General features: G+C 71.8%; 15 protein-coding genes and 2 pseudogenes. 9 read left to right on the plus strand and 8 right to left on the minus strand.

The genetic code is table 11. The features are described 5' to 3' along the window. The first annotated feature begins 25 nt into the window (after positions 1-25). From ACP4J0_RS28755 to ACP4J0_RS28770, 4 genes are all read left to right on the plus strand, one after another. Positions 26-703, plus strand: a complete 678-nt coding sequence (locus ACP4J0_RS28755; protein WP_426601638.1) for an AIM24 family protein — start codon at positions 26-28, stop codon at positions 701-703. Between the two features lie 226 nt (positions 704-929). After that, positions 930-1,889, plus strand: coding sequence for a threonine/serine dehydratase (locus ACP4J0_RS28760; RefSeq protein ID WP_426601639.1), 960 nt, complete (start codon positions 930-932; stop codon positions 1,887-1,889). Positions 1,890-2,106: 217 nt separating this feature from the next. Next, positions 2,107-3,084, plus strand: coding sequence for an LLM class F420-dependent oxidoreductase (locus ACP4J0_RS28765; RefSeq protein ID WP_426601640.1), 978 nt, complete (start codon positions 2,107-2,109; stop codon positions 3,082-3,084). A 96-nt stretch (positions 3,085-3,180) separates the two neighbouring features. After that, positions 3,181-3,606, plus strand: coding sequence for an SsgA family sporulation/cell division regulator (locus ACP4J0_RS28770; protein ID WP_426601641.1), 426 nt, complete (start codon positions 3,181-3,183; stop codon positions 3,604-3,606). Positions 3,607-3,660: 54 nt separating this feature from the next. Here the strand turns inward: ACP4J0_RS28770 and ACP4J0_RS28775 are convergent, their stop codons facing one another. Then, the gene (locus ACP4J0_RS28775) at positions 3,661-4,176 is read right to left on the minus strand and encodes a DUF6328 family protein (protein ID WP_426601642.1); all 516 of its coding nucleotides are present in this window, start codon (positions 4,174-4,176) and stop codon (positions 3,661-3,663) included. Positions 4,177-4,328: 152 nt separating this feature from the next. On the opposite strand from ACP4J0_RS28775, the gene ACP4J0_RS28780 reads away from it, so the two are divergent. Further along, positions 4,329-4,676, plus strand: coding sequence for a hypothetical protein (locus tag ACP4J0_RS28780; protein ID WP_426601643.1), 348 nt, complete (start codon positions 4,329-4,331; stop codon positions 4,674-4,676). 63 nt (positions 4,677-4,739) lie between these two features. On the opposite strand, the gene ACP4J0_RS28785 is transcribed toward ACP4J0_RS28780, so the two are convergent. The 5 genes and pseudogenes from ACP4J0_RS28785 to ACP4J0_RS28805 form a co-directional block, all read right to left on the minus strand. Further along, positions 4,740-5,723: an aldo/keto reductase gene (locus tag ACP4J0_RS28785; RefSeq protein WP_426601644.1), complete on the minus strand. Its 984-nt coding sequence runs from the start codon at positions 5,721-5,723 to the stop codon at positions 4,740-4,742. A gap of 12 nt (positions 5,724-5,735) precedes the next feature. Then, positions 5,736-7,016, minus strand: a complete 1,281-nt coding sequence (locus ACP4J0_RS28790; protein WP_426601676.1) for an FAD-dependent monooxygenase — start codon at positions 7,014-7,016, stop codon at positions 5,736-5,738. Between the two features lie 139 nt (positions 7,017-7,155). Next, on the minus strand, positions 7,156-7,857 hold the full coding sequence (locus ACP4J0_RS28795; protein WP_426601645.1) for a ribonuclease H family protein: 702 nt from the start codon (positions 7,855-7,857) through the stop codon (positions 7,156-7,158). Further along, positions 7,838-8,021 (minus strand): annotated as a pseudogene (locus tag ACP4J0_RS28800) (hypothetical protein); the annotation flags it as partial. The pseudogene ACP4J0_RS28800 and the gene ACP4J0_RS28795, both read right to left, overlap by 20 nt. A gap of 113 nt (positions 8,022-8,134) precedes the next feature. Next, positions 8,135-8,617: a VOC family protein gene (locus ACP4J0_RS28805; protein ID WP_426601646.1), complete on the minus strand. Its 483-nt coding sequence runs from the start codon at positions 8,615-8,617 to the stop codon at positions 8,135-8,137. 206 nt (positions 8,618-8,823) lie between these two features. On the opposite strand from ACP4J0_RS28805, the gene ACP4J0_RS28810 reads away from it, so the two are divergent. Together ACP4J0_RS28810 and ACP4J0_RS28815 are read left to right on the plus strand one after the other, a co-directional pair. Continuing rightward, positions 8,824-9,480 (plus strand): ATP-dependent Clp protease proteolytic subunit, encoded by a 657-nt coding sequence (locus tag ACP4J0_RS28810; protein ID WP_426601647.1) that lies wholly within the window; start codon positions 8,824-8,826, stop codon positions 9,478-9,480. Then, entirely contained in the window at positions 9,480-10,082 is a 603-nt protein-coding gene (locus ACP4J0_RS28815) for a ClpP family protease (protein ID WP_426601648.1), read from the plus strand. Before ACP4J0_RS28810 ends, ACP4J0_RS28815 begins: the two co-directional genes overlap by 1 nt. A 51-nt stretch (positions 10,083-10,133) precedes the next feature. Here the strand turns inward: ACP4J0_RS28815 and ACP4J0_RS28820 are convergent, their stop codons facing one another. Then, positions 10,134-10,562 carry a helix-turn-helix domain-containing protein gene (locus tag ACP4J0_RS28820; RefSeq protein WP_426601649.1) on the minus strand — a complete coding sequence of 143 codons (429 nt, stop codon included), beginning with the start codon at positions 10,560-10,562 and terminating at the stop codon, positions 10,134-10,136. Between the two features lie 256 nt (positions 10,563-10,818). On the opposite strand from ACP4J0_RS28820, the gene ACP4J0_RS28825 reads away from it, so the two are divergent. Beyond that, a complete protein-coding gene (locus tag ACP4J0_RS28825; protein ID WP_426601677.1) occupies positions 10,819-11,706 on the plus strand; it encodes an RNA polymerase sigma factor SigF in 888 nt (295 codons plus the stop codon). A 58-nt stretch (positions 11,707-11,764) separates the two neighbouring features. Here ACP4J0_RS28825 and ACP4J0_RS28830 read toward each other — a convergent pair whose 3' ends face one another. Beyond that, entirely contained in the window at positions 11,765-12,220 is a 456-nt protein-coding gene (locus ACP4J0_RS28830) for an ATP-binding protein (protein ID WP_426524277.1), read from the minus strand. Between the two features lie 145 nt (positions 12,221-12,365). On the opposite strand from ACP4J0_RS28830, the pseudogene ACP4J0_RS28835 reads away from it, so the two are divergent. Further along, positions 12,366-12,545, plus strand: a pseudogene (locus ACP4J0_RS28835) (PRC-barrel domain-containing protein); the annotation flags it as partial. Positions 12,546-12,593 lie beyond the last annotated feature (48 nt).

A 12,593-nucleotide genomic window follows, 5' to 3' on the forward strand; every position in this document is an offset into this window, starting at 1 on the left:
GGACGCTCCGGGCCAGTATGCCCATATGAAGGGTGACCTCTTTTCCAGCGAGCACATGGTGCAGCCTGCCACAGCGCCGGGCATGACCGTCGAGAACTCCAAGTGCATCCGTTACACGGTGAACGGAGACATGCTGGCCCGGCAGGGCGCGATGGTCGCCTATCGCGGCAGTCTCCAGTTCGAACGCAAGGGCCAGGGCGTGGGCGGCATGCTCAAACGCGCGGTCACCGGGGAGGGACTGCCTTTGATGGCGGTGCGCGGACAGGGTGAGGCGTGGTTCGCTCACGAGGCGCAGAACTGCTTCGTCGTGGACGTCGAACCCGGCGACGAGTTCACGGTCAACGGCCGCAACGTCCTGTGCTTCGACTCCTCGTTGTCGTACCGCATCGCCACCGTGAAGGGCGCGGGCATCACCGGCGGCGGACTGTTCAACAGTGTCTTCACGGGGCAGGGCAGGCTGGGGCTGGTGTGCGAGGGCAGCCCGCTGGTCATCCCCGTCTCGCCCCAGGACCCGGTCTACGTCGACACCGACGCCGTCGTCGGCTGGTCCGCCGGGCTGTCGACCTCCCTGCACCGTTCGCAGTCCATCGGCTCGATGCTGCGCGGCGGTTCGGGGGAGGCCGTACAACTGGTGCTCCAGGGCCAGGGCTTCGTCGTCGTACGGCCGAGCGAGGTGACGCCGCAGAAGCCGCAGCAGCACTGAGGCGCCTCGGCACGCGGACCGGAGGACGGCCGCGGCGGCCGTGAGCGGGGACGGCCGGGGAGCAGCGGTCACCGCCGGCCGTCCCGGTGCGGACCGGCCTCGAGGGTCTTCCCCGGCAGACGCTCACCGTCCTCGGAACCGTGCTGAACCGTGTTGACCTCGGGAGTGACGCGCGAAAGGGTGCGAAGCGGCGCGGATCACCGCCCGCGCCGGAAGGATGACTGCCTTGATCGGGATCACGGAGATCGAAGCCGCGGCCGAGCGGATCGCCGGACATGTCGTACGCACCCCGACCGTGCCGAGCCCCGGGCTGTCCGCACTGCTCGGGGTCCCGGTCACCGCGAAGCTGGAGCTGCTCCAGCGCACCGGTTCGTTCAAGGCGCGCGGCGCGACGGCGAAGCTGCTGTCGCTGACCGAGGCGGAGCGGGCCGCCGGTGTCGTCGCGGTCAGCGGTGGCAACCACGGCATCGCGGTGGCGGTCATGGCCGCCGCCCTCGACGTGAAGGCCACGGTGGTCATGCCGCGGACGGCACCGGCCCGTTCCGTGGAGACCGCCGAGGAGGCGGGCGCGCTGGTACGGCTCACCGACGGGATGGACAGTGCCTTCGCCCTGGTGGCCCGGCTGCGGGAGGAGGGGCTGACCCTGGTCCACCCCTTCGACGACCCGGTCGTGATCGCGGGGCAGGGCACCGTCGGCCTGGAGTTCGCCGAGGACGCCGGGGAACTCACCGACGTGCTCGTGAGCATCGGGGGCGGCGGGCTGATCGCGGGCGTGGCGGCGGCGCTGCGGGCGCTGCGGCCACACGTGCGGATCTGGGGCGTGGAGACCGAGGGCGCCGAGGCGATGTCGCGGGCGCTGGCGGCCGGCGGGCCACTCCCCGTGCCCCTGTCCTCGGTCGTCACCACGCTCAGCGCCCCGTCCGTCTCACAGCTGACGTACGACCACGTGTCGGCGCTGGTCGGCGAGGTGGTCGTGGTGCCGGACCGGGAGGCCGTCGAGGGTTCGCTGGCGCTCGCCGAGCACGGCAAGGTGTGGACCGAGCCGGCCGCGGGCTGTCTGCTGCCCGCGGCCCGGCACGTGGTGGAGCGGGTGGGCGACGGCGCCCGGATCGGGCTGGTGGTGTGCGGAGGAAACTCCACGACCGCGGACATGACGGCCTGGGCGGACCGCTTCGGACTGCGCTGACGCCGGGTTCCGCGCGGGATCGGTAGGCACCCCGGGTTACGGCAGGCCGGCCCCGGATGTCGGTCTCGCGCACGCCGGTGACTGTTGGTTTCGCGTACGGCGGTGGCGGAGTTCCGGGCCGCACGGACAGGGGACCGCCCGCTTCGGACGCGGTGCGCGAACGCACGGCTCCGATTTCGCCCCGTTTTCGCCGCGCCCGGACGGGGACTCGCCCGTTATGGTGCAAATCGGATACACGATGATGACCGAGCAGGCCGGCCCGCGTGAGCTCGTCGGCCATCTGGTGCGGGCCGAGGAGGTGGGGTTCGACTTCTCGGTGACCTCCGACCACTACTTCCCGTGGCTGCGCTCGCAGGGCCACTCGCCGTACGCGTGGAGCGTGCTCGGCGCCGCGGCGCAGGCGACCTCCCGCATCCCGCTGATGACGTACGTGACGTGTCCGACGTTCCGCTACCACCCGGCGGTGGTGGCGCAGAAGGCGGCAACGCTGCAGTTGCTGTCCGAGGGCCGGTTCCGGCTGGGGCTCGGTTCGGGCGAGAACCTCAACGAGCACGTGGTGGGCGGCGGCTGGCCGTCCGTCGACGTGCGGCACGAGATGCTCGAGGAGGCCGTGGAGATCATCCGGGCGCTGTTCGAGGGCGGTCATGTGAACCGCCGCGGCACGCACTTCGACGTGGAGTCGGCCCGGCTGTGGGACCTGCCGGACAGTGCGCCGCCCATCGGGATCGCCGTCTCCGGGGAACGTTCCTGCGCGCTCGCGGGCAAGCACGCCGACCTGGTGATCGCCACCGAACCCAAGCCGGGGCTGCTGGAGGCCTTCGACCGGCACGGCGGCGAGGGCAAGCCGCGCGTCGGTCAGCTGCCGGTGTCCTACGACCCCGACCGGAACACGGCGATCAAACGCGCCCACGCCCAGTTCCGCTGGTTCGGCAGTGGCTGGAAGGTCAACTCCGAACTTCCGCACCCGGACTCCTTCGAGGCGGCCACCCAGTTCGTCACCCCCGAGGACGTCGCCGAGTCGATCCCCTGCGGCGACGACCCGGACGCCTTCGTGGAGGCCGTTCGCCCGTACGCCGAGGCCGGGTTCACCGAGATCGCCCTGGTGCAGATCGGGGGCGAGTCGCAACCGGCCTTCCTGGACTGGTCCGAGAAGACCCTGCTGCCCGCGCTGCGCGAGGCGCTCGGCCGGTCCTGAATCGGGCCCGGGCGAATCACCCGTTCGCGTGAGCATCTTGCGGAGGGGCGGGGTACTAGAGGGGCTCTGTGTCCGTTTCCCCGGGAGGCCGCTGTCGTGAACACCGTCGTGCACAAGACCCTGGTGGTGCAGCTCCTGACGGGCGACGCCGACCGCTTCCCCGTGCTCGCCCACTTCGGGTACGACGCCGCGGACCCGTTCGCGGTCACCGTGGTGTTCAGCCACGACGGCCGCGTGCTCGCCCGCTGGACCCTGGACCGGGAGATGCTGGGCGACGGGCTCACCCGCCCGGTCGGCGTGGGCGACGTGCGGCTGCGCCCCGAGTCGCGGGGCCTGTGGGACGAGTTGCGCGTCGAACTGCTGGGCGACGTCCGGCCCGACGGGGACCGCCACCACGCCGTGGTGTTCGTGTGGGCCGCGGCCGTCGAAGCCTTCCTGCACGAGACCCACGCCGTGGTCCGGCCGGGTGAGGAGCAGGTGCGCGTCGACGACTTCCTCGCGGCGCTGATGGCCGACGGCTGACCTTCGGGGCCGGACCTCAGCGGGACGCGTACCGCGGTGGGACCACGGCGGAACTCAGTGGGACGTGTAGCGGTGCCGGGTCCACAGCGGGATCCCGAACCAGCACAGCAGGTACCAGAGCACCACGCCGGTGACGAGATAGGGCACGAAGCCGTCGTCCGTCGCCACCCGGAGGATCAGCAGGAGCGAGGACGTCATCGTGGCCAGCAGCAGCACGATGCCGAGCAGGGTCAGCCGGGAGGCCCACCGCACCGCCTGGGGTTTCACGCGCCGCCCGGAGACGATGCGGTGCAGGGACACCGGCCCGATCAGCGCGCCGGTGGTCACGGCGCCGAGGACGACCGTCACGAGGTAGATCGTCTGGTCCGTGTCCGAGAGATCGTCGTACTTCGGGGTGAACACCACGGTCAGCAGGAAGGCGAACAGGATCTGCACGCCCATCTGCGCGACGCGGACCTCCTGGATCAGCTCCGTCCACATCCGGTCCGCCCGCTCCTCCTCGCTCTCGTTGCGCCCCCTGCGCCGGACCGAGCCGTTGCCGTCCGCCGTGTCCGAGCCCGAGTCCGTCACTGTTCCTCCCGGTTTCCGCGGCCTGCGTCCTCTTCTCCCTTCCCGGGTTCCCCGTACTCAGGCGCCGTGGCGGGGTCGCGGCGCCCGGTTTGGGTGATCGGCGGACGGTTACACGGGCCGGGACCGACGCAGGCCCAGGAGGAAGGCGAAGGATGTCCGACACTCAGCTCACCGTGACGCTCAGCGGTGGCGGTCTCGACGACGCGCGGGCGATCGTCCGCGCACTGGAGGGCGTCTTCGGCGCACCCGACGGCCTCCCGGCGGACGAGGGGGCGACGGTCCGCACCGCCACCTTCGACTCCCCGGCGGCCCCGGAGGCGTCCTCGGCACCGGGAGAGGCGGGTGCCCCGCTGTCCGCGCCGGTGGCGGTCACCGTTCAGGGCACGCCGCAGGCCGTCGAAGCGGCGAGCGAGACGCTGTCCCACGCCTTCAGCACGCGGGACGAAGGAGCGGCCTCCGGCGACCAGGAGCGGGAGCGGCAGCTGCTCCTGGTGCCGTGAGGCTCGCGGGTACCGTCGGCCGGCGGCCCGGGGTGCCGTCGGCCGGCGGCTCGGGGTTACCGTCTACCAGCGGCCCTCGACCTGGTCCCTGACACGGCGGTCGTAGAGGTCGCGGATCGCCGCGAGCGTGTCCTCGGACAGTTCCGGCAGCCGGGCGGCGTCCGTGTTGGCGCGGGCCTGCTCGGGCGAACGCGCACCGGGGATCACGGTGGTCACGCCGGGCTGCTGGATGATCCACCGCAGGGCCAGCTGGGCCGGGGTGTACCCCTCGGGGGCGAGCGCGGCGAACTCCGCGGCGGCCTCCACGCCCGTGGCGAAGTCGACGCCGGAGAAGGTCTCGCCCTGGTCGAAGGCCTCGCCGTGCCGGTTGAAGTTCCGGTGGTCGTTCGCGGCGAAGACCGTGTCCCGGGTGTACTTGCCGGACAGCAGACCGGAGGCCAGCGGCACCCGGGCGATGATGCCGACGCCCGCTTCCCGCGCCGCCGGGAGGACCTCGCGCAGCGGCTTCATCCGGAACGGGTTGAGGATGATCTGCACGCTGGCCACGTTCGGCCGGGCGATCGCGGTCAGCGCCTCCTCGCAGGTCTCCACGCTGACGCCGTAGGCGGCGACGCGCTCTTCCTCGACCAGGGTGTCCAGGGCGTCGAAGACCTCGTCGGTGGAGTAGACGGGGGTCGGCGGGCAGTGCAGCTGGACCAGGTCCAGGACGTCGACGCCCAGGTTCCGGCGGGAGCGGTCGTTCCACTCCCGGAAGTTGTCGAGGACGTAGTTCTGCGGGATCTGCTCGACCCGGCGGCCCATCTTGGTGGCGACCAGCACGTGCAGGTCGGGCCTGCCGCGCAGGAACGTGGCGATGGTCTCCTCGCTGCGTCCGTCGCCGTAGACGTCCGCCGTGTCGAAGAAGGTCACCCCCGACTCGGCCGCCGCCTCCAGCACCGCGAGGGCTTCCTTGTCGTCGACGTCTCCCCAGTCGGCGCCGAGTTGCCAGGTGCCGAGGCCGACCACCGATGCGTGCTGATCCGACCTGTCGAATGTGCGCTCGTCCATGCCGTCAGTCTGTCATCCGAAGTGATCGCCCACCGCGTCGGGACGGCTTCGGTTCCGCCGCCCGGTTCCGGCACCCTGGTCATGGGCGGCCAGGTTCCGTGCCTGCACCGTCCGCGCGACCCTCGGTCCCAGCCAGCGCTTGAGCCGGCGCAGCGCCGCCAGTCGCCCGGCCGCCCGGTCGACCCGGTAGTAGAGACGGGGCGGAACGTACGGCAGCAGGGGCGAGTGGCGCTGGCCGAGCAGGGCGAACATCCGCTCCGGCGGCAGATGGATGTAGCGGGGCAGGTTCTCGTACCACTGGGCGCTGTGGCGGGCCGCACTCTGTACCGGCAGCAGGGCCGCCCTGCGTTCGCGTTCGTAGTGGGCGAAGGCCTCCGGGAGGGTCGCCCGGTCGCGCAGCGCGGCGGACAGGGCCATGGCGTCCTCCAGCGCGAGGGTGGTCCCGGCGCCGATGGAGTAGTGCGTGGTGTGGGCGGCGTCGCCGAGCAGGACGAGGTTGCCCCGGGACCAGGTGCGGTTGGTGAGGGTGCGGAAGGTCTGCCACGGGGTACCGGCGCCCGGCGCGGACCGGCCGGTGAGCGGGTGGCCGTCCAGGACGTCGGCGAAGAGCTTCTCCAGCAGGACCAGCCCTTCGGCTTCGTCGGCCCGGTCCAGGCCCAGGCCGGTCCAGGTCCCGGGCGCGCACTCGACGACGCAGGTGCTGCCTTCGGGGCCGTAGCCGTAGCCGTACGCCCAGATCCAGCCGTGGTCGGTCTCGACGAAGGCGAAGGTGAAGGCGTCGAAGACCCGGGTGGTGCCGAGCCAGACGTAGTGGTTGCGCCCCGCCCGGATCCGGGTACCGAAGTGACCGGCGTGGCGGGTGCGCAGGGCGCTTCCCGCTCCGTCGGCCGCCACGACGAGGTCGGCGGCGGGCGGGTCGTCGCCGGTGATCCTGTGCTCGAACTCCAGGCGCACGCCGAGGGAGCGGGCGCGGGCGGCGAGGATCTCCAGGAGCCGGTGGCGGCCGATGCCGAACCCCTCGTCGCCGCGGTGCCGGGCGGACCGGCCGCCCACGTGGGCGACGCCGTCCCGCCAGCGCACCGAGTGCTCCGCGAGGGCGCGCGCGGACTCGGGGTCGTGTTCCCGGAGCCGGTCGAGCAGTCCGCGCCAGTAGGTGACGCCCCAGCCGTAGGTGGAGCCTTCCGGGTCGCGTTCGTGGACGGTGACGTCGTGGGACGGGTCCTGCAGCTTGAGCAGGATCGACAGATACAGTCCGGCGGGCCCGCCGCCGACACAAGCGACCTTCACACACACCCCTGGCATGCACTCATTACGGACATTCCGGTCATTCGGGAACGCACAGTAACAAGTGAGGGGGCGCAGGCCGGTGCTACGCGGCCGCGGGCCTGCGTCGGCTGCCCGGCCCGGCTGCCCGGCCGTGGCCCTGCGTGGGCTACCCGGCCGCCGCCGTGCGGCACTCCGGGTGGCCCCAGCCCTGGTCGTTCTTGGCGATGGACTCCCCCGCCGCGTACGACCGCCCGCACAGGCAGCGCCCCGGGAACTTCGCCTTGATCGTGCGCGCCGGCGGACCGCCGCCCTTGCGGGCCGCGCCCGGCTTGCGGCGCGGTGCCTTGCGGGCCGCGGGAACGTCCGGCGACGGCGGCGGCTCCGGTGAGCCGAGGCCGCTGCCCGCGGGCTCCTGGACGACGGCGGCCTGGCTGGCGGCACGGTCGGCGAAGTCGTTGAGCCGGTCGCCGTCCACCTGGTGGGCGGGTACGTAGCGGAACTCGACCGAGCGGCCGTCGAGCAGCTCGTCGATGCGCACCACCAGCTCCTGGTTGGCGACCGGCTTGCCGGCGGCCGTCTTCCAGCCGTTGCGCTTCCAGCCGGGCAGCCAGGTGGTGACGGCCTTCATGGCGTACTGCGAGTCCATGCGGACCTCGAGCGGTACGTCGGGGTCGGTCGACGCCAGCAGGCGCTCCAGCGCCGTGAGTTCGGCGATGTTGTTGGTGGCCTTGCCGAGCGGGCCCGCCTCCCAGCGGACCGGACTCTCCGAGGCGTCGGCGACCACCCAGGCCCAGCCGGCCGGACCCGGGTTTCCCTTCGAAGCCCCGTCGCACGCGGCCACAACACGTTCACGCATGCGCCCGATCATGCCATGGTCCGGCGGGGTGCCCGGACGGGGCTCGGGAGACGTCCGTGACCTTCGGCATCTCCCCCCTCGGTCGTCGTGATGCCGATCACCGGGAAGTTCGCGTCCCGCGGGCCGCTCAGGGCCGCGGACCGGCCGAAGGGGGTGTCCACCGGCCCGAACCGCGGCCGTGCGGCCGAGCGCGGTGCGGTCGCCCGGGTCGGAGACATGGAGCGCCGGACGGGGGTCCGCTTCCTCACGCCGGTCGGCCCCTGCCCCGCTCCGCGCGCCGGCGGGCCGCTCACTCCCCGGCGTACGCCCTCTCCAGCGCGGCGATGTCGAGCTTGTGCATCGACATCATCGCCTGGTTGGCGCGCGCCGCCTTCGCGGGATCCGGGTCGCGGAACATCTCCTCGAGCCGGCTCGGGACGACCTGCCATGAGACGCCGAACCTGTCCTTGAGCCAGCCGCAGGGCCCCTCCTCGCCGCCGCCCTCGGTGAGTCCGGTCCAGTAGTGGTCGACCTCTTCCTGGTTCTCACAGGTGATCTGGAAGGAGATCGCCTCGTTGAACCTGAACTCCGGCCCCCCGTTGAGGGCGATGAACTTCTGGCCGTTGGCCGTGAAGTCGACGGTGAGCACGGTGCCGGCGGGCTGGTGCGCTCCCTCGGGGTAGCGGGTGACGGCGCCGATGCCGGAGTCCTTGAAGAGGGAGACGTAGAAGTGGGCGGCCTCCTCCGCCTGGCCGTCGAACCAGAGACACGTGGTGAATCCGTCGCTGCTCATGAGTACCTCCCGGGCGTGGAACACGGTCACCACTGTCGACCGGTGCGGGCCAAAGAACTCATCGGTCGTACGGACCGGGATCTGCCCGTGGCGAATCTGCCGCGGGCAGAGAAACCCCCGCCGGGGGCCGGGGCGGGCCCAGAGTGGACGGACCGCGGCGCCGCCAGCCGCGTACGACGTTCTCCACGACTCGACAAGGAGCGCCGATGTCTCCACTCATCGCCGGCCGCACCCCGGCCTCGCTGCCCCGGGCGGAGGAGGGCGACACCCCTCCGACCCCGTTCGACGACCACCTGGCCGCGCAGTTGCTCGCGCAGCGGATCGTGCTGCTGGGCACGCAGGTCGACGAGGTCTCCGCGAACCGGGTCTGCGCCCAGCTGCTGATCCTGTCCGCGGAGGACCCGCGGACCGACATCAGCCTGTACATCAACAGTCCCGGCGGCTCCGTGCACGCGGGGCTCGCCATCTACGACACGATGCGGCTGATCCCCAACGACGTCTCGACGCTCGTCATGGGGTTCGCCGCCAGCATGGGGCAGTTCCTGCTGAGCGTCGGCACCGCGGGCAAGCGGTACGCCCTGCCGAACGCGCGCGTCATGATGCACCAGCCGTCGGGAGGCATCGGCGGCACCACCGCCGACATCGAGATCCAGGCGGAGAGCCTGGAGTTCACCAAGCGGACCATCGAGCGGATCACCGCCGAGCACACCGGCCAGAGCCCGGAGACCATCTCCCGGGACGGCGACCGGGACCGCTGGTTCACGGCCGAGCAGGCCAGGGAGTACGGGATGGTGGACCGGGTCCTGGAGTCCCTCGCGGACGTCCGCCCGGCCACGACGCGACCGAGGATGGGGCTGCGGTGATGGGGACGTACACGATTCCGAACGTCATCGAGCGGACCCCGCAGGGCGAGCGGTCCTTCGACGTGTTCAGCCGGCTGCTGAACGAGCGGATCATCTTTCTCGGCACCGAGATCGACGACGGCGTCGCCAACGTCGTCATCGCGCAGCTCCTCCATCTGGAGTCGGCGGCCCCGGAGTCCGAGATCGCGATCTACATCAACTCGCCCGGCGGCTCGTACACCTCGCTGATGGCGATCTACGACACCATGACGTTCGTGCAGGCGCCGATCTCCACGTTCTGCGTCGGGCAGGCGGCCTCCACGGCGGCCGTGCTGCTGGCCGGCGGGGATCCGGGGCGGCGGTTCGTGCTGGAGCACTCGCGGGTGCTGCTCGGCCAGCCGGCCGCCGGCGGACAGCGCGGCACGGCGTCCGATCTGGCGCTCCAGGCCAAGGAGATGGTGCGGATCCGCTCCCAGGTGGAGGGAGTGCTGGCGCGGCACACGGGCCACGACGTGGCGACGCTGCGCGCGGACACGGACCGCGACAAGGTGTTCACCGCCGAGGAGGCGGTGGCGTACGGGCTGGCCGACGAAGTGCTCAGCCGGCGTCTGGTGAGGGTGTGAGAGGCCGGGCCGGCGCGTCGCCGTCCGCGAGGCGCCGGCCCGTGCGGGCGGTCAGGCGGCCAGGCACATTCCGTCGTACCGGGCACCGGACGTACCACCGACCCGGCCGGCGGCGGTGTGCCGGGAGGTGAGGCGGACCAGCTCTCCGTGGGCCCGCGCCAGCAGGTCGCCGAGGCCCAGGCCGAGAGCGCCCGCGGCGGCGGCCAGCACCTCCGACGACGCCTCCTTGCGGCCGCGCTCCACCTCCGACAGATACGGCATGGAGATCCGGGCCGCCTCCGCCACCTCCTTCAGGGTGCGTTCCTGGGCGAGGCGTTCACGGCGCAGGACGTCGCCGACGAGATCGCGCCACAAGGGCTCTCTGCCGGTGGGCGACCTCCGCTCCGGGGGAACCGGCGAGGCGGCGGGGCGGGCTCCAGGGCGCGCGGTCTGCGGGCGCAGCGCGATGATGCGGGCTTCGTTCGGCACGTGGCTGGTCACCTCCTCAGCCTAGGATCCCTGCCGCACGAGGGAAGGGGGCGGCGTTCCGCCCAGAGGGAAACCGGAGGGGAAGCACCGGGTGCCGGTCACCGCCCACGGGACTACGCTGAGGAGGAACACATCACCCCGCGATGACGCAGCGGCACCGAGTTCTCGCCACCCGTGAAGACGGGGGGCATGCGCCGCCGTGGCCCGGGTACCCGCAAGCGGGAAGAACCTAGGGAGACGTCGAACCGTGACTTTCGTGGGAGAGGTAATGGAGTCCGCCGTGATCCGGCCGGAAGCACAGGTCGTCGAGAAGACCACCGGGAGCAGGACGGGCGGCGGACCACTGCCGGGTGTCGGGGACCCGCGCACCGTGGCTCCGCGTGACGCACGGCAGCTGTCCCGTCAGTTCTTCCGGCGCATGGCGGAACTCGAAGAGGGCACGCACGAGTACCAGTACGCGCGCAACACGCTGATCGAGATGAACATGTCGCTCGTGCGGTTCGCCGCCGGCCGCTTCCGCGGTCGCGGGGACGACATGGAGGACGTCGTCCAGACCGGCATGATCGGCCTGATCAAGGCCATCGACCGGTTCGAGCTGTCGCGCGAGGTGGAGTTCACGTCCTTCGCGCTGCCGTACATCGTCGGCGAGATCAAGCGCTTCTTCCGCGACACCACCTGGGCGGTGCACGTGCCCCGGCGCCTGCAGGAGCTGCGCGTGGAGCTGGCCAAGGCCCGCGAGGAGCTCTCCTCCCGACTGGACCGGGAACCCACCGTCGCCGAACTCGCCACGCTGATGAACATCAGTGAGAGCGAGGTGGTCGAGGGCCAGATCGCGTCCAACGGCTACAACTCCTCGTCGCTGGACGCCGCGCTGACCGGGGACGGGCCCGAGAACGGCGAGTCGGTGCTGGCCGACTTCATCGGCGTGGAGGAGGACGGGCTGCGGCTCGTCGAGGACTTCCATTCGCTCGCCCCGCTGATGGCCGAGCTCAGCGAGCGCGACCGGCAGATCATCCACATGCGGTTCGTGGAGGAGGCCACCCAGGCGGAGATCGGCGAGCGGCTCGGCTGCTCGCAGATGCACGTGTCCCGGCTGATCAAGCGGATCATCACCCGGCTGCGCGAGGGCATGCTGGGCGAACTCGGCTGCGCCTGACGGCAACCGGCAGGCGGGGCACCCCACGCTCGGGACGTTCAGGAACGGTGTGGCACGGTCATGCTTCGGTGAGGGGCACCACGGCGCGCACCCGTTTGCCGACCGGTACCTGCTCGACGACGACCGCCTCCGCCAGGGCGTGGACGATCTCCAGGCCGTGCCGGCCGACGCGTTCGGGGTCGCGGGGGAAGCGCTGGGGCACCGCCCCGCTGCTGTCGTAGACGGTCACCGCCACGGAGCCGCCCGTGCCCTCCAGCTCCAGGATGTACGGCCCTTTGCTGTGCCGGTCTGCGTTGGTGATCAGCTCGCTCACCACCAGCAGTACCGCGCCGTCGGCGCGCTGGCCGATCGTGGCGCACCACTCGGTCCTCAACTGGTCGAGGAAGAGCGAGGCGAAGGCACGCGCCTGCGCTATGCATCCCGGCTCACCGGAGTAGTGTGCCGCCCGCCTCAGCGGTTCAACGGGTACGTCGAAACCAGTCGGTATCACTGCCCCGTCCAGGTACTCGGTCATGCGTTTCTCTCTCGGAAGCCGGACTGGCCGGACACTGCTGCACCTGTCCTCGTACCCCGAGCCCGGCCTCACAGTCCCCGCGTCTTCGTACTGCGGGCATCGTCACAGTGGCGCGGAGAACCCGAAGGTGCGGGAAGGGGGTGCGATGAACGAACTGATGACCGCGCGACGTCTCACCACCCGGCCCGTGGTCACGCTCGGCGGCGACGCCGTCGCGCACGTCAAGGACACCGTATGCGACGCCGCCGCGAGCCGGATCACCGGTTTCACCCCGACCGGGCGGGGACCGTTCTCCCGGCCGGCGCACAAAAGTCCCCCTCGCTCCGGCCGACGCGGACGGCCCTGCCGGCGGGCGCGCCCGCCGGGTGCTGCC

Source organism: Streptomyces sp. WG7, assembly GCF_049975785.1.
In the GTDB taxonomy this organism is placed as follows: Bacteria; Actinomycetota; Actinomycetes; order Streptomycetales; family Streptomycetaceae; genus Streptomyces.